This window comes from Methylorubrum extorquens (genome assembly GCF_024169925.1).
Classification (GTDB): Bacteria; Pseudomonadota; Alphaproteobacteria; order Rhizobiales; family Beijerinckiaceae; genus Methylobacterium; species Methylobacterium extorquens_A.
Genome location: NZ_JALJXF010000002.1, coordinates 14,406 through 35,292 on the forward strand (window position 1 = coordinate 14,406; position 20,887 = coordinate 35,292).

The following is a 20,887-nucleotide window of genomic DNA, read 5'->3' on the forward strand; positions in this document are numbered from 1 at the left end:
GAGTACATCCGAGAGTTGGGCCGTCTCAGGACGGATCGAGAGGCCTTGCCCGAAGCCGGTTGCGGCCGGGCGGTTCAGAGGAACGACATCATGCGCTTAGCCGACCTGCCGGCGCTCGTGACCCAGCGTGAGGAGGCAGTGACCCTGCTTCAAGCCATCGCCGAGGGCGTCGACGAGCGTGAGCTGGCCCCCTTCGTGTCCGCTCTGACCACCGCCGAGGACGAGCAGGCGGTCGCGATCATGCGCGGGTCGGGCAACGAGGTCAGCCTGCGGGTGCATCTCGGTGCCATGCTGACCGATGCCGGCCTCGTCACCCAGGACGAGGTGTTCGCGGCGCTCGACGCCCGCCGGGCCCTCGGCCGGGGAGAGACGGCATGAGTGCCGATCCCTATGTCTACGACGGCACCGACGTCCTGCGGAACACCGCCGACATCCGCGACCCGCAGGCCCTGGCCGAGCGCGAGATGTTCGTCTCACTCCGCGTCTTGAAGCAGTTGCAGAAGGAGCCGGTGCTCGGGACCATCGACCTGGCGCACTACGCCGCGATCCATAAGCGGCTGTTCGGCGAGATCTACCCGTGGGCGGGCGAGACCCGCACGATCGAGATGTGGAAGCCGGAGATCGTCCTCAACGGCCGCAGCGTCGCCTACAGCCCGCCCGGCTCGATCGAGCAGCATATGAGGACCGCCCTCGGCAGCCTCCAGCGGCAGGAGCCGGGGAACCTCAAGGAGAGCCGGCCAGCGATCCGCTTCGCGCAGACCATGGCGGCGCTCTGGCAGGCTCACCCTTACCGGGAGGGCAACACCCGCACCCTGCTGGCGTTCATGGAGCAGTACGCCCGGCACCACAATCAGCCCCTCGACCAGGCCCTCATCAACCGCGTGCCGAGTGAGACCCGCGACGCGCTGGTGCTCGCCACCCGCGGCCAGATCCGGCCGTTCTCCGAGATGGTCCGCAATGCGCGGTATTCAGAGGAGCAGCGCGCCCACCCGCTGCTCGGGCGCCTGTCGGCCGAGGCGTTCGAGGCGACGCGCCTGATGGGCGCTCCGCGCATCGTCCTGCCCGAGCCCGGGACCCAGGTCCGGGGGCAGGTGGTCGCGACGAGCTACCACCACGCCCTCGTGCGCGAGTCACGCCAGATCTCGGCCGTGCCGCTGCACTCCTTCCACGCCATGCCGGAGAACAACCAGCGCGTCGACGTGCGCGTTCTGGCCGAGGGCGAGCGCCTGGATCGCACGGCGCCGCGCGAGGAAGCGGTTCGCACCCAGGTCACCGGGCGCGTCCTGATCCCGGCGACCTACCTGCTGCTCGCCGGTCAGGGACCGGAGGATGCCGTGCGCAACCGGATCGAGATCCCCGGCCCGAGCGAGGCCCTGGCCGAGGCCTTGCAGACCCGTGCGCCGAGGGAGATCGCCGCCGAGCCGGGGCTGGTCGCCGAGGTACGCCGGATCGACCAGAGCCTGATCGAGCGGTTCGGCCACCAGGGCTCCGCCCTGCTGGTCGAGGGCAGTGCCGGGGAAGCCAGGAACCTGCTGCCCCCCAACCAGGACCTGGAGGAGATCCGCGCCGTGCTCAAGCCGTTGTTCAAGGCCGTGGTCGCGGACGACCGGTTGCAGACGGCACTCGCCCAGCAGCATACGCTCGGCCGGGACGAGCCTCAGCTCGGACGCTCGGTATGACCGCGCTGCATCGCAATCAGGCGGCGACCGGGAGTGCCGGTAAGATCGTCGGCGTCGGCGTGCTCGCCATGGCCACGCTGGCCATGCTCGGCCTCGTCTGGTGGAGCCTTTCGCCGATCCTCGGGCAGATCTATGCCGGCATCCGGTTGGCCGAGACCCTCACCCTGTGGCGGTTCACGGGGTGGGGCCGCTACTTCACCACCATGCCGGCGGGGCAGCCGTTCGCGTTCGTGTCGATCTACAAGTCGTCGGTGGGCTTCGGACTCGTCGCGTCCCTGCTCATCGCACTCCTCGGCTACCTCGCTTGGCGCAAGCGCAGCCGGGAGCACATCGAGGTCATCATCAAGGCACCCCGCGATGGCTTCGGACACGAGGCGATCGGCAAGCAGTTCGTCCCGGCCGACCGCCTGGTGAAGCCCCCCGTCGCGGAACACGAACCAGTCAACCCGGCCCTCGCGCCGGTGGCGAATCCTTTCGCGGCCTTGCGCGACCTGCGCGACGCTCGGGCGGTCGAGACGGTCGTCGATGACATCCCCTGGCATCTGGTGGCCGCGCTGTTCCTGACGGTCGATGCAGTAGCGCCGCTCAGGGACCGCAAGGCCCGTGACGCCGTCCTCAAGGCTGCCAGGACGGCCGCCGATCGCCACGCCGAAGGTCCGGAGGCCGAGATCCCGGCCAGCCTCGTGTCGGTGCTGCTCGGCCACCTGTTGGCCGCACTGACCGACCAGGCCGGACGGGATATGCAGGCGCTCGATCACGTTCACGGCGTGCTCGGCAGCACCGAGGACCTGGCCGACGCCATCGCGGCACTCGGCGCCATGGCGCTCGCGGCGAACCGTCTGTTCTTCCCGGACTATGCTTGGCTTCGCCACGTCGATCCCAGCTTGCAGTCACGGATTGCAAGCTATGGCTGAAACTAAATCACCGCACCTCTGGCTCGCGGCGCGTTCAATTTGGGTCCTAAAGTCACGAGCGGCGTCTTCGCCATGAAGCCGCCGCTCGGCGCCGGGTGTTCGGGTCAGGCATTACCGGTCATGTACGTGGTCACGACCCCGATGATGACGCCCAGGATAGTGATGGCCGAGCCGACGACGAGCCCGACCAGCGACCGGCCGGCATCCTCGCGAGCGTTGTCATCCTGCGACGACTTGTAGAGCTTCACGCCCGAGATCCCGGCGAGCGCGATGCCGACCACCGCGAACAGGATCGTGAACACGATGCCGGCGTTGTTGCCGCCCTGCGCGATGCTCGTCGCGTTGAGTTGCGAGCTCTGCGCCTTCTGCCGCGCCGTCTTCAGGATATCCAGCGGCGCCGAAGGATCGCCGGTGGACTGACCCAGAGCCGACATCGCGCTCATGGTCAGGATGGTGGCGCTCGCAAGCACCCGGTACTGGATATCCTTGTAGTTCATGAAAGCCTCCATCTTTAAGCAGCGGTTCTGGATCGCCCGATCGGGGGCTGAGCTTCGCTCATGAGTTCCCCCAGGACTTGATCGACGATCGTCTTGGCGATCCGGTCCTCACCGAACCGCGCCAACGCGGCCACCCGGCCCCACGTCTCGATGGCGGTGCCATCGGGAAAGCGGGCCGCCAGGATGCGCAGCGCCTCGTTGACCGCCATGCGGCGGTACAGCTCGTCTCGCACCAGGCGGTCCTCCGTCTTGGTGGTCAGGGCCCACAGCATCCGTGGCCCGAGCGAATTGTTGAGCACGATCCAGCGCTCCTCCTCGCGGAGCTTGAACCGCGCGAGCAGGTTAGCGCCCCGCCGGCCCTGTGGCCCGTGCACCTGGCGCTCGAGCGCGGCCTTCACCGCGTTGTCGAAGCCGAAGGTCTTGCGCGCCTGTTCGCGGATCTCGTTCGAGTCCGCGTTGAGCACGAGCACCGTCGAGGCCATGTCGGCGAGCGTGTCGAAGTCGGCGAGCAACTGGCTGACCAGGATCAGCTCCAGGCCCCACTTGCGGCCCTCGCGGGCATCGGACTTGACCTGCTTGGCGATCGTCTCGACGCCGCCGGTCAGGTGGTACTCGTCCATGCACAGGCGCTTGGGCGTCTCGGCCACCTGATGGTAGCGCGCCTCCCAGTACCGGACGTATTCCGCGCGGATCGCTTCGTCCGTCGGGAAATCCATCTTCGGGATTTCCTCGGCAAAGCCGGAGATCTTCGACAGGTAGACGTGCCGCGCGATCATGAACATCAGCGCGTTGTTGCGTTCGGCCTCCGGCGACTTGTGGCGCAGGGCCACGTCCTGAAGGTCGATCGACACCACCCGCGCCTCGCCGAGGTCGAGCCGGGTCGGGCGGGCGAAGATCGGGAACTTCTCGATCGCGCTCTCCAGCGCGCGCTGGACCTGGCGCACCAGCTCGGGCGTGAAGTCCTGCGCCATGATCGGCTCGCCCAGCACCCGGGCGAGATCCTCCAGCACCGGCATCGCGTGGCGCTGCGCGCGCTGCGCGTGGGTGTAGAGGCGCTTCTCCATCAGCGCGTCGACGAGGCGCCACCAGCGCGTCCGACCGCTCACCTCGATCCCGTAGTGCGCGATGATGCGGTCGAGCTCGGGATCGACGTTGGGCTGGTAGACCGACGGCGAGGATGAGAACTCGAGATCGCTCTTGAGCTGGTAGACCCGCGAGATCAAACGCGGGATCAGCAGCGCCACCTCGGAAGACGCCACGTTGAGGAGCGTCGTCAGGAAGTTCTCGATGAAGGTGCGCTCGCGCTCCAGCGGCATGCGCCGGCCGAGGCCGAGATCGAACGGGTTGACCGCGTATTCGGCGGTGTTGAGCAGGCGCACGTAATACGCCTCGTGCCGCCGCTCGGGCGGCAGGGCGTTGCGCACCAGCTCGATGAAGCCGCTGGAGCTGACGCCGACGTCGATCACGGCGAGGTAAGGCAGCGCGGCACCGGCGCTGAAGGCCGTGAACTCGACGTTGAGCCGGTTCATCAGCACGCTCTTGCCCGAGCCGGGCGTCGCGTAAATCAGGGTCAGCCAGAACAACTGCTCGGCCGACAGCGCCTCGTAGGGCACCGGCTTGCCGTCCGGCGTCAGCAGCATGCTCTGACCCTGCTTGAACACCCCCGCGGTGCGGTGGAACGGCAGCATCGCGGCGAGATCACCCAGCGGCGCGATCGAGCCCGGCGGCACCTCCGCCTGGACCGTCATGCCCGGAACGGTCTCGCAGAGCGCGCGCAGCGGGTTGTGGGGCGCGTCGGACATCACCGCCTCGCCCCAGGTCATCATCCCGCTCATCAGGTAGGAACGGCGCCGCTCCAGCAGCCCCGGATCCTCGCCCGGCTCGGTCCAGGTCGTGGCGATGACCCGGCCCTTGACGATGGCCTCGCCGTCCTTGTCGACGACGTCCTCCAACTCGCGCAGGGCCCGGAACAGGTTCTTGTTGGTCGGGCTCGCGAAGGCGAGAAGGCCCGCCATCACCTTCTTGAGCCGGAAGCCGATATCGGCGTCCCGGAGCCCCTCGATGTGGAAGCAGACCCGGAACGGCATGTCGGCCGTCTTCGACGCGCTCTCCAGCAGGGTCTCGAGCAGCCGGTTGAACGGCAGGATGCTCGCGGGGAACATCCGCATCACGGCGAGCGCGTAGCGGCGCCCGCCCATGTCGAGGGCGCGCATGTTGTTGGCGGCCTCGGCGTTCGACGTCATGATCTGCCGGGCGACCGTCGGCGTGAAGAACTCCGAGACGTCGTCGTCGTGCCGCTCCTTGGCGCCCGGATAGCGCCGGGTGCCCGGCCCGTAGGGCGTCCAGCCGTCCGGGGTCTCGTGGTAGAGCACCGCCGCCCGGATCTGCTCCAGGTCGCGCCGCCGCCCCTGGTCGTCGGGGGAAAGAACCCGGCCTTGCAGGCGAGCCTCGCTCAGGGCCTCCATGATCCGGCGCACGAAGGCGCCGTGCGGACCTGCGATCGAGCCGAGATGCAGGTACGGGTTCTGGGCGTCCCGTGCCGGGGGCAGCGCCTGCCAGGCCCGGCGGTTCTCCTTCTGCTCGCGGCGAACGTCGTCGGGCGTCCCGGCCGTCGGCCGGGTCCAGGCGGCGAGCAGGATCGTCTCGGCCCGGGCCCGGCCCTCGAGTACGGTGCGGCCTTCCTCGATCAGCGCCTCGACCGAGAGGCCCTTCTGACGGGAGCGCCGGCCCTGCTGCGCGACGAAGGGGTCGAGGATCCGCGCGGTGTTGAGCGAGGACTCGTAGGAGATCGTGATCTGATGGCCGGGCCGCTTCAGGATCTGCGCGATCCCGCCGGCGAAGCGCTCGACCACGTTGATGAGGTAGTCCTCGCCCGAGATGATCGAGCGCGTGCCGTCGATCTCGATCAGCGTGAGCTGCGAGCCGTCATGGGCGTAGACGACCGCCTCCTCGCGCTCCGGATCGAAGCCCGCGAGATCGCAGAACTTGTCGGCCGTCCTCATTGATGGAGCCCCAGGATCACGGCGAACTGGTAGACCGGCACCGAGAGGGCAAAGAGCCAGGCGCCGAGAAGACCGGGAATGACCGCCCGCATCAGCGGGGCCTGCCGGACGTGGAGCGCGCAGTAGAGCTGGAACCCGGCAAAGACGATCGCCGCGCACGACAGCATGATGCTGGCCGGATAGTAGACGTATATCAGCGGCTGCGACGTGATCGCCCCGTCGAGCCCCCTGAGCAGGCTGTCGTAGAACAGGCCGGTCAGGATGAGGCACCCGCCCGCACCCAACCCGCCGACATGCAGCACCCGGCGCAAGGAGGGATCGGAGCAGACGACCCGCGACCAGGCCGGCGCCACGAGGCAGACGTAGCAACCGGTCGCAAGGATGACGGCGACGGCGCACCGGCTCATCGACGGATGATCGTCGAGGAGCATCGCCGCGTTAATGGTCAGGTTGTCGAGGATGGGCCAGCTTCCGTCGTTCATCGCGCGATTTCCGAACTCGAGGCTGCGCAATCAGGCGGCGAAGTAGAGGGAGAACTGCGCGATCAGGAGCGTCACGCAGGTCATCGCGCTGCCGAGGATGGCGGCGATCAGCCAATTCCCCGCCGTGCCGTCGCCGGAGGCGTTGGCCTGGTAGACCCGCACCAGGGCGTAGCCGGCCAGGAAGATGCCGGCGACGGCGGCGAGCACGACCACGAGCCAGGCCAGGACCGGCATGAGCGCGATCAGGCCGCGCAGGACGTCGGCGATCCCCCTCGATCCGTTCATGGCCGCCTCGCGTAGGAGGCCGGCAGGGTCTCGGGCCGGTATCCGGCGCCGTAGGCCGGATCGGACCCGTAGCCGGTGCCGTAGGCCGGATCGGACCCGTAGCCGGTGCCGGCGCCGACCGTGACGCGGGCGGCGTCGAGCGGCACCACGACCGGCTGCAGGAAGACGATGCCGATCGGGAAATTGATCGGCGAGGACATCGTCGGCGGGCGGCTGAAGGAGCGCGATGCGGCCGAGGTCATCGCCTGTCCCACCGGCAGGGTTGCGCCCATGCCGGCGGTCAGCCAGTCGATGTTGCGGCCCGATTGCACGGCAAAGCCATTGCCGACCACCGTCTGGGTGTTGAGCTGCGTGAGCTGCTGGCCGATCTGGCCGACGCCCTGGAGCAGGCCGGCGACGACGAGGCCGCCGTAGCGCTCGAGCACGTGGTTGTCGACGTCCTCCGCCACCCCGGAGCGGGCCTGATCGACGGTGATCGCCAGCGCCTGCATCGGCCCCTGGCGGCCGTCCTGCAGGATCATGGTGGTGAATCGGATCGAGGCTTGCGTCTGCGAGTAGACGATCTGCCCCATCAGCCGGATGCCGTTGAGCGGACCGGGCTGCTGGCGTTCGTCGAGGTCGACGATGGTGGCAAAGACCGGCGCGCCCGGATCGTCCGAGTTGAAGCCGCGGTCGAGCACCGCGTAGGCGACGTCGCCGGCGCGCGCCACGGTCGCGTGCCGGATGCCCGGCCCGAACGGCCCGGTCACCACCGGTGCAGCAGCGGCCCGCGGCTCGGGGGGCTTGGGTCGCTCGCCCTTGGCGAACGAGCGCACCAGGAACCCGCCGGGGGTCGGCTTCAGCAGCGCCTGGAGCTGATCGTTGATCGCCGCGACCTGCGCCGGATCGGCCGTCGGCTGGACCGGCGCATCCTTGTAGACGGTGTGGAACACGTCGCGGTCGACGTAGACGATCTGAGGCGGTGGCGCGGCCGGGGGTGGCTCGGCCGGCTTCGGCTCCGAGTTCGCGTCGGGCATCTCGCCGAGCTGCGCGCCGCGGCTCTCGGCGATCACCGTCGGGGCGACGTAGGGCTTGCCGCCGCCGGCCTTCTCGTCGGCCGCCTGCCGGTTCACGCCGGCACGGCGGTCGGCCTCGGCCTTGCCCACCGGCTTCATCATGTCGTTCCCCGGGTTCGGGGTCTGGCCCCGGATCTCGGAGGTGCCGCCGGCCCCCCGGTCGATCCCCGGCGCGTCGGAGAGGATGAAGGCGGCCGAGCCGAGCGCCACCACCAGGACGACGCCACCGAGCGCGGCCGACGTTTTCATGTCGAGCATGGCCACCTCCTAGAAATCGACGCTGATGGCGGTCTCGGCACCGTCGCCGCGCTCGGCGACGAGGCGCGAGGCCGGGCGCAGGAACTCGTAGACGCGGAACCCCGCCGCGGCGTCGGCCGCTGCGACCGGCTGCGGGCTCACGAGCGTCCCCTGAACGCGCACGTACATCCGATCACGGTAGAGCCAGGCCTGCGCCCCGTTCGCGACGAGCGCTTGCGCCCCGGCCGGGGGCGTGCCGGCGCCGAACAGGTGCAGCAGCGCCGTCGTGCCGGGCGGGCCGGCGGCCGGACCCGCAGGCCGTCCCCCGCCCTTGCGGACCGGCCCCGAGGGGGCGGACGCCACCTTGACCGGCACGAGCGGCGAGGTGCCGGAAACCCGCACGGTGACCGGGATGTCCACCGTTTCGCTCGACCCGGAGAGGATCATCAGCGGGATCGGGTAGGAGACGTTCTCCAGCCGGATCAGGATGTTGCCCCAGGTGTCGAACCGGCAGGGCATGAGATTGATCGAGGTCGGCCGGTCGGCGCCCGCCGCGGCCGCGACCTGCGTCGCACCCATCGCCGTATCCTGACCGCAGCCGGTCCCGTCCTGCGCGAACAGGCGCGGATCGTAGGCGACCGAGGCGATCGGCCAGGGATTCCCCTTGGCGTCGACGAAGGTGATCGGGCTCACCACACCGTAGGCGAGGTGCAGCGTCTCCGGGGCGGCCCGGCTGATCTCCTGCGTTACCGTGAGAAGCCGGGGCTCGGGCCGCGGCATGCGCCCGTCGCGCCCCGGGAAGGTCCCAGCGCCTTGCGCCTCCTGCACCGTGCGGCGGATGTCCTGGATCTCGCCGGGCTTGAGGATCATGCCCTGCGTGGTTCCAAGCATGCGCTTGCGCAGCTCTTCGAGCTCGACCGCCGTCAGCGGACGAGGCGCGGGCGGGGGCGCCTGCGTGGCCACCGCTCCCGAGGGCGGCACGCCGGCCGGGCGCCGCACAGCGGCCCCTGCGGCCGGCTCGGCCGACTGACCCGCTCCCTGCGCGTGCGCGGCCGGGATCGCCCAGAATGCAGCCGCGACCAGGCAGCCCGAGGCCCACACGCGCTTCACGGGCTTCATGGCGCCACCTGGTTGGTCAACTGCTGCGTCGAGATTACCGAGTCGATCGCGATGCCGTTGGGGTTGATCGGCGAGGGATCGATCCGCACGATCGTCATTTCCAGTACGCGCCGCTCGACCTTGGTCTCGACGTTGGTGCGGTAGAAGATCTGCAAGGGCACTTCGACCCGCCAGTAGTACCGCCCGCCCGCCTTGCCTTCCTCGGCAATGTTGGCCGGATCCGTGGTCACGGCCGAGACGGTCTGGTAGCCGAGAACGACCTTCTGGATGATGCCGCTCTCTTGCAGCGCCGCCCGGTAACGATCGCGGCCCTGAGGTGTGAACGCTTGCGACAGGGCGTTGTTGATGAGCGCGCGCCAGTTGGCATAGTCGTAGGAGTTCAGCTCGACCGCCGCGGAGACCGCGAACTCCTTCAGCCGTGCCTGACTGATGTTGGGCTCGGTAAGCGGGATCGCCTCGCAGACGGCCTGCGCGTCCGACGTCCAGATGAACTGCTTGATTGGGTAGCGGTAGAACGCGTTGTAGAACAGCAGCAGATTGACGACGAGCGACAGGCACAGGAACATTGCCAGCAGCAGGATCCAGTACCACTGGTTCCGCAGCATCATCTGGCCAGCATCGACCTCGCGGGAAATACGCTCGGCCGACTTCATGGCTCTGGCTTTCCGGGTTGCTCCAGAGGGGCGGGACTCGGAGCGGCCACGGTCCTGACCTGGCAGCCGAATACCCCACCGTCGGCAACGTAGGGGATCACGTCGGCCCGCCAGACGCAGAGGTAGGCGAGCCACATCATGGCCATGAGCGACGTGAACACGGCGCCCGCGAGGAACGCCGAGGCGCGCGCGTAGCCGGAGAGCCGGTCGCTCAGCGCCGAGGGCGACAGGCATCCTTGTGCCGAGGGCAGGCTGAACGCCCCGATCGATGCGCGGCGGGCCATCGTCAGCTTCCGGTCAGGACGGCGAGCAGCTTGGCGTCGTCGCCTGCCTCGTACCCCACCATGATCGCGAGCCGACCGTCAGGACGCGGCACGAACATGGTCGGAACCCCGGGCCGCAGATGCGGGGCCGCGGCAAAGATGGCCGCGAAGGCCTCCTTGTTCTCGGCGAGCTTCGCGGTGTGCTCGGGGCTGGCCGCCGCGGCCGGTGTGGTCTTGGCGTCGAAGGCGCCCTTGAGCGCCGCGAGGCGATCCGGGCTGGAGAGGATCGCAGCCGCCATACGATTGCCGGCCTCGGGCTCGCCCAGCACGACGATCGGCACCCAGCGCGCCGCCACGCGACCGTGCAGGGCGGTGAAAGCGGCGTGGCAGTACGGGCAGCGTGGATCGAAGAAGATCGTCGCCACCTGGCCCACCGGCGTTCCGTCCGGGATGTCCGCGACGGCGTCGAGCTTGCCCAGCAACTCCATCACCTGTCGGGCGACCTTTGCGTCCTCGATCGTGGCGTAGGCCACGTTCGCGGCAGGCGGCATGGCAGGCTGCACAACCTGCGGAGAGGCGAGAGTCTGGCTGGGAGCCGCGCCTTGAGCCGCAGGCGCTGACACACCATTCGTCAAGTTTGCCGGCGCTGCCGCAGGGATAGTCGATGCAAGCCCTGCGGCAGGCTGATTAGGTGCATTCGCAACGATCTGTAGCTGGACCGGAATCCAGTTATGACTTGTGGCAAGATAGACACAGGCAACCAGTGATCCGGCCCAAGCCAAGTGTTTGGCGGCGGTCTCCATGCTGTATACGCCTCGCGAAAGTCGCTAAAATCCTCATTGCGGCTCTTATTGCGAACGCACGCTCGCTATGTCAATGAAGACCGAGCCTAGTGCATCTAGTGTCCTAAAAAGTGGAGTCATCATGGTCTATAAGCCACACAAAATAATGTGGTAATTCTATGAATGGTTTTTTATTGTCGCGTTTGTGCTTCATGTAGCCGACGCTATTCACCAAATAGGTCAGAGTAAGCGCCATGAAATGCGGTCCGCGCGGCCAATACGGGAGCATAGAAACCGGCCCGGACGGACGGGTTAATATCGGCTTAAAAAATGCAACCTGGGCGTTGTTACTTACAGTTGCATCCATTCTCGCAGTGCAACAAGCTGCGGCTGACCCAGGGGTCTCGGAGCAACAGAAGAAGAGTAGGTCTAATTTCGAGTACCACGATGGCAGAGCTGAGGAGCGACGGCTTTATCGGCGCCCGGATCTCGACGTCGATCCAACAAATCTGAAGCTCGAGGAGTTGAGGGAGCGCATCAACGCTCTGGAAGAAAGGCTGGAGCGGCTTGAATACCAGCAGAACGGTTTCAAACGGGGGCGGTGATGGCTATTCCAGATCTCGGCAGTCTGCTGGTCTCGTTGAGCGAGGTGTTCCCCCTCGTCGTCAACCTGATCTTCTTGTGCATTGCCGTTCTTGGTATCTGGTATGGCACGACCGGGCTCTACGCACTCTACAACGTCGCGGCCGGTGAATATAAATTCTCCAACCGGCCGGTGACGGTGGACGCGGCCGTTGGCAAGCTTGCCCTGGCAAGCGCGATGATCGTCGCCCCGGTCCTGCTGTGGAGGTTCGCCAACAACTTCGTTCTGGGCGGCGACGTCACCTTCAGCATGTTCAATTACGGCGCCTCGCCGCGCGGTTCGAACTGCGAGCAGATCAAGCTCGCCATCACCTACTTCTTCATGGCGCTCGGCGCACTGGCCTGGCTCGTCGCCGGCCTGAAGCTCTACGGCGCCACGAACGGCCAGCAGGCCGGCTCGGGCTCGGCGTTCCTGTATCTCGTCGGCGGCACGCTGGCGTTCTTCGTCAACGACGTGGCGCAGCTCGTGAGCAACACGATCAAGATGGACGTGTCGTTCTCGAACGTCTGCACGATGATCGGGGGCTGAGGATGCGCCGGACCCCTCCCCTACTGACGCTCGCGCCGGACCAGTCCGCGGAGTTCTTCGGACAGGAAGGCGCCGAGCGGCGCCCGCGCCTCGAACATCCGGCCCTGCTCGAGCTGCCAGGCCCGGTAGCGCGACACCATCGCGGTGGCGCAGACCACGATGCACAGGAGCAGCGCCCCCCACAGCGTGAACCAGGACCGGGTGTAGACCGCCCAGGCGGCGGCCAGCACGCCGATGACCTCGGCCGCCACGAACAGCGTGAAGGCCTGCCGACGCTCGTAGGCTGCCAGCTCGCGCACGTCGGCGCCCTCCAGGGCGAAGGTGCGGCCGAGCTCGGCCAGGGAGTATTCCGAGCCGCACTTCCCGTTGTCGCACTTGCGCAGGTCGAGGGCGTCGGGAACCGCGACGAGCTGGCCGCGCCGGCAGGCCGGGCAGGTGGCGTGGGTGCCGCCGAGCACCGTGCCGGTCATGCTGACGAAGCTTCGGTGCTCCGGCCCGACCCGGCGTGCGAGTCGGTCTTTCAAAAACGACCTGATCCCCATGACCCCCACTCGTCGAGGATGTTTCGGTATCCCGTCTTGTGGAACAGCATGGGTAGAAACGGCAAGTCCAATATAAATAAAATATTCTGGGGTATCAGCATGAACCGCAGCCGCCTCATATCCGTCATTAGACTTGGATTCGTGCTGATCGGCATGTCCGTTCTTCTTTCGGCCTGCGTAAGCACCGGCAGCAGCACTTCGGGCCACGTCGATGCCAAGCTGCGCGAGCACGGGGTCTGATGCCATGCGCCTGAAGGGATGGCTCCTCTCCACCGTCCTGTGCCTCGCCGGCCTTCCGGCCGCGGCCCAGGTCGCCAACACCTACTGCGCCCAGAACCCGGCCGCCTGCGCTCCGGTCGCGCCCGGCTACGGCGCGGGCTACGGCGGGGCCTATGGCGGTTACGCCGCGCCGGGCTACGGTGGCGGTTACGCGGCCGGCTACGGCGCTCCCGGCTATGGCGGGTACGGCGGCTATGGGGCGCCCGGCTACGGAGCACCCGGCTATGGCGGCTTCGCCGGGCCCGGCGGGTATCCGCCGCCGGGCTATTACGGCCCCGGCGGCCTCGCCCAGGCCAACGCCCTCAATCAGATCGCCAGGGGCCAGCGGCTTCCGGGCCAGGACGGCCCAGAGCCGTTCGCGACCAACGTCGGCGATAACCAGCCGCCGCCCGCGCCGCCGCACCCGGCGAATTCCGACTTCAGCCGCTACGCGGCCGGGGTCTTCGGCGACGCCAACCGCCCGACCAAGGTGGTCCAGCGCACCGCCCGGAGCGCCGGGATCCAGGACGGCTACCGCGACGAGTCGAGTCGCATTGCCGCCTACCTCGACACCCCCGAGATCGCCGCCCGCCTCGACGCCCGCTACCCGTTCCCGGCGGTGATGGTCGGACCCGACATCGTCGCTCCGGTGGTGTCGGAGCTGCGCGACGTGCGCCAGACTCCGACCCGCACCCTGCTGGTCACCACGCTCGGAAGTTTCGAGATCCTGCGCGACGCGCGGGTCGCGGTGCAGCCGCCGAACTGGCGCGACTACCTCACCGTCACACCCGCCCCGGAAACGAAGGCCACCTGGACCCCGCCCAAGGGCGATGTGGAACAGGCCAATTGGGACGTCGGCTACAAGGGCGGCCTGGAAGTCGGGGTGGCGCAGGCCCGCGCGGCCTTCGACGACGGCCTGGCGCGCCTCGACCGGGATTTCTCCGGCATGCGCCGCTACCAGGACCTCGCCGCCCAGGGCGCGGTCAGCCTGCCGATCGTCAAGACCCGCGCCACCGCCCTCAAGGTCGGCAAGGACGGCCGCTCGGCCGCGGTCGATCAGCGCCTCCTCAAGATCGTCGTCGCCCCGAAATTCCAGCGCATCGCGACCGCAGCGGCGGCCCTGGCGGCGGAGTGAGCCATGCTCTGGACCGGCGCCACCCGCTACCCCGAGGAAGACATCATCGTGCACGGTCGCGATGATGTGTCCCGCCTCCTCGTCCATGCCGTCGCGATCGACGCCTCGGACGTGATCTTCCAGTCCGGCCGGCCGGTGCTGGCCTCGGTCCACGGCCACCTCTGCGCCCTGACCCGGGTCTGGCTCCAGCCGAGCACGCTGGCGCGGATCGCCACCGAGCTCACCGCGACCGACTCGATCATGTCGAAGCTCTACTCGGGCCAGGATTTCGACCGCGCCATCACCATCGAGGACCGGGCCGGGGCCGCCCGCGACGCCGAGCCGGTCCGGCACCGGTTCCGCATCAACGTGACGGCGGGCTACTACGAGGGCGACGTCGGCGTGCAGATCGTCTGCCGCCACATCCCGGCCGATCCGCCGACCGTGGTCGGGCTCGGGGTCGACGGCGACGTCGTCGCCGAGTCGACGCCCGCGCAGGGCGCCGTCATCGTCGCGGGCGAGACCGGCTCGGGCAAGACCACGACGCTGGCTGCCCTGATGCGCCGCGTCCTCGAGGAAGAGACGCCGATCCACGGCAACATCCTCACCTACGAGGCGCCGATCGAGTTCGTGTTCGAGGGGGTGCCTTCGGCGAGCTCCACCATCATGCAGCACGAGATCGGCCTGCATCTGCCGAGCTTTGCGGCCGGGGTGCGCAATAGCCTCCGGCGCAAGCCCTCCCTCATCATGGTGGGCGAGCTGCGCGACATGGACACGATCCTGGCGACCGTCGAAGCGGCCCAGACCGGCCACCCGATCTACACCACCACCCACGCCAACGACGTCGCCCACATCCTGCGCCGGTTGACCCTGAAGTTCCCGGCCGACCTGCAGGTCCAGGCCTTCCACGACGTACTGGCCAGCACCCACCTCCTCGTCTCGCAGCTCCTCGTGCCGCGGGTCGGCGGCGGCCGGGTCTGCCTGCGCGAATGCCAGGTCCTCACCGACCGGGTCCGCCGCGAGGTGGCGCGCGCCGGCATGGCCGACGCCGTTGACACCCTGCGCACCATCATCGGGCGCGGCGAGGATGGCCGCTCGATGCGGGTCACCGTCACGGCTGCCCTGGAGCAGGGCGCGATCGACGTGAAGACCGCCCGCCGTGTCCTCGATCGCTACGGATATCGTGATGCCCGTCTCGCGGCGTAGCCTCCTCACCGGCCTCGCGGCCACCGCCGCCCTGCCCGCCTGCGGGATCGACCGGACCTACGCCGGAGCGCTCGCGGGCGCCGTCGCGCTCCCGCCGCCCGTGCGGCTGTGGCTGCGGCGCGAGGGCACCGGCGAGGAAGTGAGCGCGATCGTCCGGGCCCCGGATGGCTACAATGCGCGCGACCTCCTGCTGCTCTCCTGGCTCCTGCGCGACGTCGGGGACGCTAGCTCGGCCGTATGGATCGATCCGCGCCTGTTCGACCTGCTTGCCGCCGTCCAGGACGCAATGAGCGCGGTCCACGGCGCTGCCGTGCCGCTGATCGTGACCTCGGGCTACCGGACGCCCCAGCACAATGCCGGCCTCGAGGGCGCGGCCAGAAGTTCGCTGCACCTCGCCGGTCGCGCCGTCGACCTGAAGGCGGCCGGCTACGCCCCGGACGCGGTCGCGGTGGCCGGTGCGCTCTGCGGCCGCGGCGGCGTCGGGATCTACCCATCGTTCTGCCACCTCGACATCGGCCACGCGCGGACTTGGGCCAGCGGCCGCAGGGCGCCACCCGCCGGGCAGCCGATGCCCGGCACGCCGATCACGAAGCCCGGGGAGCCCGCATGAGCGATCGTCATCTCCCCTGGCGCTGGTCCGCCGTACCGCTGCGATTCTTCGGCATCCACGGAAGCATCGCGGCGTTCTTCCCACTGCTGATCGTAACAGGTCTCAGTCGCTACACATTCATCGCCATGGCGCTGTACGCAGCGTTCCTGGCCTACTGCAATCATCGCAAGATGGGGCCGATGCGGTTCCTGAAATACGTCTGGGCGAAGTTCATCGAGGGTGGCAAATGGCCCGCGTTCTAGACCCGACCCCGCCCCGGATCCGGATGCGGACCTCGCTGCGCCTCGCCGTCGTTGTCGGCGGGCTCGCGCTCGCCGGCGCAGCTCCGGCCCAGGCTCAATCGACCGGAAACAACTGCCTGGTGCGCCAAGCGGCCGACGCCGCCGTGCAGCGCCAGATCGCCCTGATCGACGCCGCCAAGGTCAATCCGTCGAGCTTCTTCAACGGCCCGAATAGCTGCATCGCCGGCGACCTCCTCAGGCGGTTCGACCTCTCGAACCTGATCCCGGACCTGTCCGGGTTCCTCACCTCCGGGGCGACGAGCTTGATCTCGTCGGTGATCGACGCTGCCAAGCGACAGGTCTGCCAGATCCTCGACGACCAGCTCAGGGACACCATCCGCAGCATCAACCGGCAGATGGGCGGCTATCAGAACTCGCTCTCCGGCGACCTGTTCCGGCAGCTCAACGGCTCGATCTCGCCGATCGCCATCCCGAACATCAACGGGATCGGCTCGTACAACCACATCCAGAACTCGGCATTCGGCTCTGCGCTCAACCTGAGTCAGCCCACGCAGAGCGCATCCCCCGTCGTCATTCAGCCGGAGGCAGCCCCAGCCGCAGCCCCGCCGATCTCAGCTCCTGCTCCCTCGGGCAGCAACTTCGGAGGCATGTTCCAATGATCCGTGCGGCTCTCCTTTCAGCGACGCTGTTCCTGGCTGCGATCGGCTCTGTGCAGGCCCAGAAGCTCACCCTGCCGGTTGGTGTGTGGGGACATGACGGTCCGAAAGGACCCGACTGCAAGAAGCCGTTCCTCAAAATTGAGGAGAAACGAATTCTCCACCGTTTCGATGAAGGCGAGGGTCGTTGCACGATCAAGACGGCTCGAAAAAAATCCAATATAATTTCTTTAAAAACGAAATGTGATTGGGACGCCAGTGTTCCGCCAGAGTTGCAGGAAGGCCCTGACGAAGCAGATGGTGACTCATTCTCCCTTAAAATTGTAAGTAATACAAAGATACTATTCAATAACACCGAATTTGGTTTCTGCTCGGCCGCCGAGGGGAGCGCTCAATGAGCCGCATCCGCTCGAACGGTCTGGCGTTCATAGCCTTGGTCCTCTTCTGTGAACCGACGAAAGCCGGAACCTGCCTTTCCGTCGACATCATGAGCCCCGGTGGGCAGCGGGTCTCATCCCCCTATGGCGTGGATAGATCTGGCCGGCCGGGCGCCTCGGCCGGATACCACCAGGGCATGGATATCGTGAACAGCCAGGGAGCCGGGACGCCGATCTATTCGGGCTCGTCTGGATCAATCACATACAGAAACTTCGGCAAGGGCGGGGTTATCGCAGACGTAACGTCCGTTGATACGCGGTTTTTCTACCTCCATATGAACGTCGCGACTTTCCAAAACAGGGAGAGTTCGACGATCTCGGCGGGTGAACAGGTCGGGACAATGGGGTGCAAAGGCATGGATCGCTGTGCCCCCCATCTCCACCTCGGCACCCTCCTCAAAGGCAGCTCACTTTCGACGACGGGCACGAACGGCCGCGTCTGGCGCGAGGGAACGAGGAAGAGTGTCAGTCCCCTGACCGCCGACGCGATCAAGGAGGCCGTCCCTTCAGCTTGGTACTACGTCAATCCCGAGCCGTTCCTGCCGCGCCAGATCCCGATCTCGAACAAGTACCCGGATATGGCGGGCGGGCCACGCGATACCACCCTGCCGAAGACCTGCTCGCCTGGGGCCAACGAGGGCGCGGCCAGCGAGACCGTGTCGCGCTCCGACAGCCAATCCCAGCAGGCTGCGATCGCCAGCGCTGCCGAGAAGGCCACCGGCTCCGAGGACCATGCGATCAAGGTGGCCAACCAGCCCACACGCAGCCTCTACATCGAGCTCGCCCGCATCAACGCGACCGAGCTGACCGCCAACACCTTCGACTACGACGCGCAGATGGATGCCGCGCTCGCCCAACTCGTCGCCTTCTACGCCCTGGATGCCCAGCCGGAGGCCAGGCCGTGACGCGGCTGCGCCTCCTCCTTCCAGCGAGCACCATCCTTGCGACCGCCCTGGCCCTCCCGGTCGAGGCTCAGGGGTTCTTCCCGCAATGGGAGATCTCCCTGCAACGGCTTATGTCCGGCATGAAGGTGTCCGGGGCGCAGTCGAGCACCACCGCGCTTCAGACCACCAACGGCCATAAGGCCGCCGCGGAGGCCGTCGCCTCGACCCTGGTGAGCCAGGACAACGCCCTGCGCCTCGCTCAGGCCCAACACCAGTACGGCTACGATACCGGCACGGGCTATGCCGCCTGCAACATCGCGCTCGGGATCTCGCAGGAGCGTGACAGCTACGCCTCCGCGACGAAGGTCCGCCAGGCCTTCCGCCAGGCCGACCAGCGCTGGTTGACGGGCGGGGGCAACGCCGCCGAGCGAATGGGCGCCACCCTCGACCAGCGCCGCACCTTCTACTGCTCGCCCTCCGAGCAGGACACGGGCTGGTGCACGGGCGCCAAGCCCGGCGGCTACGGCGCGGGCGACTCCGACGCAGCGCCATGGCTGTTCAACCGGGACTACGGCGCCGAGGAGGTGATGACCGCCGCCGACTATCTCGACGTCGTCGCCCCCCTGCCCACGGTGAAGCCCAACCCCGCCACCGCGGAGGAGGATGCCGCCCTCGTTCAGGCCCGCCGCCAGGGGGCGATCCTGAGCGGTGCCCGCGCCAGCCTCGTCGGCGTCCTCGTCGGCGGCATGGGCGGCGACAGCCGCCAGGGAGGCACGCCGTGAGCCGGGTTCGCCTGCCCGCAATCGGGGGCTTGAGCGCCGTTGTCGTGGCGATCGGCGTCGTCGCTCCGGCTCAGGCCCAGACCTGCTTCGGGGTCGAGCACCGTGTGAACCTGCAGACCTCCGCTCTGACCACGGCGATCACCGGCGCGATCACCACCACCGAGGCCGCCCTGGTCGCCCAGGAGATCGCCGAGCGGGCGCGGCTCCTGTCCGCCATCAAGGTCTTGACCGCGCAGTCCGCGGCCGGTTCGGACCAGGTCTCGAACGGCTTTCGCGCGTCCAGCGAGGCGCTGGTCACCACCGTCGTCACCCAGGAGCAGCGCCAGGCCGTGGCGCTCGCTGCCCACCGCTACGGCTCGGTCGGCTACGATCCGTGCGGCTCGAACACCAAGGCGCAAGGCCTCTACACGGCGATGACGGGCTCCGCCGCCGTCCGCCGGCAGATCGTCACGCCCGTTCGCGCTCAGCCCGGCCGCTACGCCGACCCGAAGGACTGGGTCGCCGACGTGAAGACCGGTGACGCTCCCGACGGGGCCGCGCTCTACAGCGGCGACACCGCGGCCGCCTCGAAGTTCATCAACACCGTCGTCGGTCCGCCCGATCCCCAGCCGCGCAACACGGCCGGCACCGCCACCAACGACCTCGACCGGCTCCAGAAGACCGGCCGCGACACTTACCGCTCGATGACGGCCAGCGTGCTCGCCGACATCGCCGCCGACTACCGGGCCGACGGCCCGATCGCGCAGGCGCGGGCCCTTTCGAGCCACTGGCAGGGCAACGACGGCGGCGCAGCGTGGGCGGCCGGGGTCGCGGGCCAGCACGACCGCGGCATCATCCAGGACGCCGTGCGGATGGAGGCGGCCAACCTCGCCCTCCTCGCCCACCAGATCAAGCGGGGCATGCGCACCGAGGCCACCGCCGCGGCGCTGCTCCTCGCCATGGTCAACGCCCGCATCTCCAACAGCGTGCCCAGGCCCGGTCGCGGGCTCTCCACTCCAGCGAGCTTCCGGACGCCATGAAGCAGCTTCTCCTCGCCGCGTCCGTCGCGGCCTACGTCTGCGCCCTCGCATCCCCCGCGGCGGCTCAGGTCTGCGGCGTCTTCGATCCGCTCTGGATCGCCGGCCACAACACCGCCAACGCCACCCTGACCGCCCGGGTGACCACCATGGGCACCAACATCGCCACGCAGCGCAGCTTGACGCTGGAGATGCTGCTCTCGGCGATGAAGGTCCAGACGGCGCAGACCTCGACCAACGGCGAGCGCGAGGTGAACCTCGTCAGCAATACCCAGCAGGCCGTCGCATCGACCCTGTCCCAGGTCGCCCAGCGCCGCGCCCTCGTCGACGCTCGCGAGCAATACGCGATCGACACCGGACAGGGCGTGAACGCCTGCGGCGCGATCGACCTGATGAACGCGACCAACCGCGCCATGGGCAACGTCACCATGAGCGGCCGGGAGACCTATCGCGGCCTCGACGTGGCGCCGGGCAAGAACGTTCCGCTCCAGCAGGCGACCCGCGACCGACTCCAGGATCCGACCAAGACGGATGCCGGAGTGCTCTTCGATCCCTCCGCCAGCGACGACGACCGCAAGGTAGTGATCCAGGCGATGGCCGGCCTGCCGATGCCCAAGCCCACGGCCGCGATGCCGGGCTCGGAAGCCGACTTGATGATGCTGCGTGCCCGCCGGGTCGAGGCCCTACGCTCCCCCGCTCTCGTCTCGCTCAGCGCCGTGCGGGCGATGTCGATCGCCGAGGGCCACGAGGTCGGCAGCGCCGCCCCGTCCCCGCTCGCGCAGCTCGAAGCACTCATCGGCCAGTACGGCGGCGGGTCCCAGTACGAGGCGTGGTCGGCCGGGCTCGCGGGCCAGTCCGAGCATGGCTTGCTCATCGAGCTCACCCGCATGCGCTCGATGTCGCTGGCCCTGCGCCAGCAGCTCATCGAGCAGCAGGCGCGCACCTCGGCCGTGTTCGGCACCATCCTGGCCACTCAGGCCGGCGGCAACCTCTAGGTGCTT

Annotated in this window: 26 protein-coding genes; 16 read left to right on the forward strand and 10 right to left on the reverse strand. The window is 68.3% G+C overall.

The window, feature by feature from the left end; translation table 11 throughout:
* Positions 1-90: 90 nt before the first annotated feature.
* The 3 genes from J2W78_RS23370 to J2W78_RS23380 are packed head-to-tail and all read left to right on the forward strand — an operon-like array spanning position 91 to position 2,593.
* Entirely contained in the window at positions 91-378 is a 288-nt protein-coding gene (locus J2W78_RS23370; protein ID WP_253374136.1) for a hypothetical protein, read from the forward strand.
* Complete coding sequence (locus J2W78_RS23375) at positions 375-1,679, forward strand: Fic/DOC family protein (RefSeq protein ID WP_253374137.1); 1,305 nt, start codon at positions 375-377, stop codon at positions 1,677-1,679. The genes J2W78_RS23370 and J2W78_RS23375 overlap by 4 nt, the downstream gene beginning before the upstream one ends.
* Positions 1,676-2,593 carry a hypothetical protein gene (locus tag J2W78_RS23380; protein WP_253374138.1) on the forward strand — a complete coding sequence of 306 codons (918 nt, stop codon included), beginning with the start codon at positions 1,676-1,678 and terminating at the stop codon, positions 2,591-2,593. The genes J2W78_RS23375 and J2W78_RS23380 overlap by 4 nt, the downstream gene beginning before the upstream one ends.
* Before the next feature lie 104 nt (positions 2,594-2,697).
* Here J2W78_RS23380 and J2W78_RS23385 read toward each other — a convergent pair whose 3' ends face one another.
* The 9 genes from J2W78_RS23385 to J2W78_RS23425 are packed head-to-tail and all read right to left on the reverse strand — an operon-like array spanning position 2,698 to position 10,737.
* Positions 2,698-3,090, reverse strand: coding sequence for a hypothetical protein (locus J2W78_RS23385; RefSeq protein WP_253374139.1), 393 nt, complete (start codon positions 3,088-3,090; stop codon positions 2,698-2,700).
* A gap of 14 nt (positions 3,091-3,104) precedes the next feature.
* Complete coding sequence (locus tag J2W78_RS23390) at positions 3,105-6,092, reverse strand: hypothetical protein (protein WP_253374140.1); 2,988 nt, start codon at positions 6,090-6,092, stop codon at positions 3,105-3,107.
* On the reverse strand, positions 6,089-6,574 hold the full coding sequence (locus J2W78_RS23395; protein ID WP_253374141.1) for a hypothetical protein: 486 nt from the start codon (positions 6,572-6,574) through the stop codon (positions 6,089-6,091). Before J2W78_RS23395 ends, J2W78_RS23390 begins: the two co-directional genes overlap by 4 nt.
* A gap of 30 nt (positions 6,575-6,604) precedes the next feature.
* Complete coding sequence (locus J2W78_RS23400) at positions 6,605-6,859, reverse strand: hypothetical protein (RefSeq protein WP_253374142.1); 255 nt, start codon at positions 6,857-6,859, stop codon at positions 6,605-6,607.
* Positions 6,856-8,172 (reverse strand): DotG/IcmE/VirB10 family protein, encoded by a 1,317-nt coding sequence (locus J2W78_RS23405; RefSeq protein WP_253374143.1) that lies wholly within the window; start codon positions 8,170-8,172, stop codon positions 6,856-6,858. The genes J2W78_RS23400 and J2W78_RS23405 overlap by 4 nt, the downstream gene beginning before the upstream one ends.
* A gap of 9 nt (positions 8,173-8,181) precedes the next feature.
* Complete coding sequence (locus tag J2W78_RS23410) at positions 8,182-9,270, reverse strand: DotH/IcmK family type IV secretion protein (RefSeq protein WP_253374144.1); 1,089 nt, start codon at positions 9,268-9,270, stop codon at positions 8,182-8,184.
* Positions 9,267-9,923, reverse strand: a complete 657-nt coding sequence (locus J2W78_RS23415; RefSeq protein WP_253374145.1) for a DotI/IcmL family type IV secretion protein — start codon at positions 9,921-9,923, stop codon at positions 9,267-9,269. Before J2W78_RS23415 ends, J2W78_RS23410 begins: the two co-directional genes overlap by 4 nt.
* Positions 9,920-10,207: a hypothetical protein gene (locus tag J2W78_RS23420; protein WP_253374146.1), complete on the reverse strand. Its 288-nt coding sequence runs from the start codon at positions 10,205-10,207 to the stop codon at positions 9,920-9,922. Before J2W78_RS23420 ends, J2W78_RS23415 begins: the two co-directional genes overlap by 4 nt.
* Positions 10,208-10,209: 2 nt before the next feature.
* Complete coding sequence (locus J2W78_RS23425) at positions 10,210-10,737, reverse strand: hypothetical protein (RefSeq protein ID WP_253374147.1); 528 nt, start codon at positions 10,735-10,737, stop codon at positions 10,210-10,212.
* Between the two features lie 485 nt (positions 10,738-11,222).
* Between J2W78_RS23425 and J2W78_RS23430 the strand changes: the two genes are divergently transcribed.
* Together J2W78_RS23430 and J2W78_RS23435 are read left to right on the forward strand one after the other, a co-directional pair.
* Positions 11,223-11,573 (forward strand): hypothetical protein, encoded by a 351-nt coding sequence (locus J2W78_RS23430; protein ID WP_253374148.1) that lies wholly within the window; start codon positions 11,223-11,225, stop codon positions 11,571-11,573.
* Positions 11,573-12,139, forward strand: coding sequence for a hypothetical protein (locus J2W78_RS23435; protein ID WP_253374149.1), 567 nt, complete (start codon positions 11,573-11,575; stop codon positions 12,137-12,139). The genes J2W78_RS23430 and J2W78_RS23435 overlap by 1 nt, the downstream gene beginning before the upstream one ends.
* 20 nt (positions 12,140-12,159) lie before the next feature.
* Here the strand turns inward: J2W78_RS23435 and J2W78_RS23440 are convergent, their stop codons facing one another.
* Positions 12,160-12,663, reverse strand: a complete 504-nt coding sequence (locus J2W78_RS23440; RefSeq protein ID WP_253374150.1) for a hypothetical protein — start codon at positions 12,661-12,663, stop codon at positions 12,160-12,162.
* 117 nt (positions 12,664-12,780) lie between these two features.
* Here J2W78_RS23440 and J2W78_RS23445 point away from each other — a divergent pair, with 117 nt between their 5' ends.
* From J2W78_RS23445 to J2W78_RS23495, 11 genes are read left to right on the forward strand one after another with little or no spacing between them, the layout of a single operon-like run.
* A complete protein-coding gene (locus J2W78_RS23445; RefSeq protein ID WP_253374151.1) occupies positions 12,781-12,921 on the forward strand; it encodes a hypothetical protein in 141 nt (46 codons plus the stop codon).
* A gap of 4 nt (positions 12,922-12,925) precedes the next feature.
* Positions 12,926-14,074 carry a type IV secretory system conjugative DNA transfer family protein gene (locus J2W78_RS23450; RefSeq protein ID WP_253374152.1) on the forward strand — a complete coding sequence of 383 codons (1,149 nt, stop codon included), beginning with the start codon at positions 12,926-12,928 and terminating at the stop codon, positions 14,072-14,074.
* A 3-nt stretch (positions 14,075-14,077) separates the two neighbouring features.
* Positions 14,078-15,259 carry a type IV pilus twitching motility protein PilT gene (locus J2W78_RS23455; RefSeq protein ID WP_253374153.1) on the forward strand — a complete coding sequence of 394 codons (1,182 nt, stop codon included), beginning with the start codon at positions 14,078-14,080 and terminating at the stop codon, positions 15,257-15,259.
* Positions 15,240-15,869, forward strand: a complete 630-nt coding sequence (locus tag J2W78_RS23460; protein ID WP_253374154.1) for a YcbK family protein — start codon at positions 15,240-15,242, stop codon at positions 15,867-15,869. The genes J2W78_RS23455 and J2W78_RS23460 overlap by 20 nt, the downstream gene beginning before the upstream one ends.
* On the forward strand, positions 15,866-16,111 hold the full coding sequence (locus J2W78_RS23465; RefSeq protein ID WP_253374155.1) for a hypothetical protein: 246 nt from the start codon (positions 15,866-15,868) through the stop codon (positions 16,109-16,111). The genes J2W78_RS23460 and J2W78_RS23465 overlap by 4 nt, the downstream gene beginning before the upstream one ends.
* Positions 16,096-16,770, forward strand: coding sequence for a hypothetical protein (locus J2W78_RS23470; protein WP_253374156.1), 675 nt, complete (start codon positions 16,096-16,098; stop codon positions 16,768-16,770). Before J2W78_RS23465 ends, J2W78_RS23470 begins: the two co-directional genes overlap by 16 nt.
* A complete protein-coding gene (locus J2W78_RS23475; RefSeq protein WP_253374157.1) occupies positions 16,767-17,165 on the forward strand; it encodes a hypothetical protein in 399 nt (132 codons plus the stop codon). The genes J2W78_RS23470 and J2W78_RS23475 overlap by 4 nt, the downstream gene beginning before the upstream one ends.
* Positions 17,162-18,109 carry a M23 family metallopeptidase gene (locus tag J2W78_RS23480; protein WP_253374158.1) on the forward strand — a complete coding sequence of 316 codons (948 nt, stop codon included), beginning with the start codon at positions 17,162-17,164 and terminating at the stop codon, positions 18,107-18,109. Before J2W78_RS23475 ends, J2W78_RS23480 begins: the two co-directional genes overlap by 4 nt.
* On the forward strand, positions 18,106-18,870 hold the full coding sequence (locus tag J2W78_RS23485) for a hypothetical protein (protein ID WP_253374159.1): 765 nt from the start codon (positions 18,106-18,108) through the stop codon (positions 18,868-18,870). Before J2W78_RS23480 ends, J2W78_RS23485 begins: the two co-directional genes overlap by 4 nt.
* The gene (locus tag J2W78_RS23490; RefSeq protein ID WP_253374160.1) at positions 18,867-19,889 is read left to right on the forward strand and encodes a hypothetical protein; all 1,023 of its coding nucleotides are present in this window, start codon (positions 18,867-18,869) and stop codon (positions 19,887-19,889) included. Before J2W78_RS23485 ends, J2W78_RS23490 begins: the two co-directional genes overlap by 4 nt.
* On the forward strand, positions 19,886-20,881 hold the full coding sequence (locus J2W78_RS23495) for a hypothetical protein (protein WP_253374161.1): 996 nt from the start codon (positions 19,886-19,888) through the stop codon (positions 20,879-20,881). Before J2W78_RS23490 ends, J2W78_RS23495 begins: the two co-directional genes overlap by 4 nt.
* Positions 20,882-20,887 lie beyond the last annotated feature (6 nt).

Bases quoted from the DNA above. Each gene is read 5' to 3' on its own strand.
- J2W78_RS23370 (WP_253374136.1), top strand. From the start codon at position 91: ATGCGCTTAGCCGACCTGCCGGCGCTCGTGACCCAGCGTGAGGAGGCA.
- J2W78_RS23375 (WP_253374137.1), top strand. From the start codon at position 375: ATGAGTGCCGATCCCTATGTCTACGACGGCACCGACGTCCTGCGGAAC.
- J2W78_RS23380 (WP_253374138.1), top strand. From the start codon at position 1,676: ATGACCGCGCTGCATCGCAATCAGGCGGCGACCGGGAGTGCCGGTAAG.
- J2W78_RS23385 (WP_253374139.1), bottom strand. From the start codon at position 3,090: ATGAACTACAAGGATATCCAGTACCGGGTGCTTGCGAGCGCCACCATC.
- J2W78_RS23390 (WP_253374140.1), bottom strand. From the start codon at position 6,092: ATGAGGACGGCCGACAAGTTCTGCGATCTCGCGGGCTTCGATCCGGAG.
- J2W78_RS23395 (WP_253374141.1), bottom strand. From the start codon at position 6,574: ATGAACGACGGAAGCTGGCCCATCCTCGACAACCTGACCATTAACGCG.
- J2W78_RS23400 (WP_253374142.1), bottom strand. From the start codon at position 6,859: ATGAACGGATCGAGGGGGATCGCCGACGTCCTGCGCGGCCTGATCGCG.
- J2W78_RS23405 (WP_253374143.1), bottom strand. From the start codon at position 8,172: ATGCTCGACATGAAAACGTCGGCCGCGCTCGGTGGCGTCGTCCTGGTG.
- J2W78_RS23410 (WP_253374144.1), bottom strand. From the start codon at position 9,270: ATGAAGCCCGTGAAGCGCGTGTGGGCCTCGGGCTGCCTGGTCGCGGCT.
- J2W78_RS23415 (WP_253374145.1), bottom strand. From the start codon at position 9,923: ATGAAGTCGGCCGAGCGTATTTCCCGCGAGGTCGATGCTGGCCAGATG.
- J2W78_RS23420 (WP_253374146.1), bottom strand. From the start codon at position 10,207: ATGGCCCGCCGCGCATCGATCGGGGCGTTCAGCCTGCCCTCGGCACAA.
- J2W78_RS23425 (WP_253374147.1), bottom strand. From the start codon at position 10,737: ATGCCGCCTGCCGCGAACGTGGCCTACGCCACGATCGAGGACGCAAAG.
- J2W78_RS23430 (WP_253374148.1), top strand. From the start codon at position 11,223: ATGAAATGCGGTCCGCGCGGCCAATACGGGAGCATAGAAACCGGCCCG.
- J2W78_RS23435 (WP_253374149.1), top strand. From the start codon at position 11,573: ATGGCTATTCCAGATCTCGGCAGTCTGCTGGTCTCGTTGAGCGAGGTG.
- J2W78_RS23445 (WP_253374151.1), top strand. From the start codon at position 12,781: ATGAACCGCAGCCGCCTCATATCCGTCATTAGACTTGGATTCGTGCTG.
- J2W78_RS23450 (WP_253374152.1), top strand. From the start codon at position 12,926: ATGCGCCTGAAGGGATGGCTCCTCTCCACCGTCCTGTGCCTCGCCGGC.
- J2W78_RS23455 (WP_253374153.1), top strand. From the start codon at position 14,078: ATGCTCTGGACCGGCGCCACCCGCTACCCCGAGGAAGACATCATCGTG.
- J2W78_RS23460 (WP_253374154.1), top strand. From the start codon at position 15,240: ATGCCCGTCTCGCGGCGTAGCCTCCTCACCGGCCTCGCGGCCACCGCC.
- J2W78_RS23465 (WP_253374155.1), top strand. From the start codon at position 15,866: ATGAGCGATCGTCATCTCCCCTGGCGCTGGTCCGCCGTACCGCTGCGA.
- J2W78_RS23470 (WP_253374156.1), top strand. From the start codon at position 16,096: ATGGCCCGCGTTCTAGACCCGACCCCGCCCCGGATCCGGATGCGGACC.
- J2W78_RS23475 (WP_253374157.1), top strand. From the start codon at position 16,767: ATGATCCGTGCGGCTCTCCTTTCAGCGACGCTGTTCCTGGCTGCGATC.
- J2W78_RS23480 (WP_253374158.1), top strand. From the start codon at position 17,162: ATGAGCCGCATCCGCTCGAACGGTCTGGCGTTCATAGCCTTGGTCCTC.
- J2W78_RS23495 (WP_253374161.1), top strand. From the start codon at position 19,886: ATGAAGCAGCTTCTCCTCGCCGCGTCCGTCGCGGCCTACGTCTGCGCC.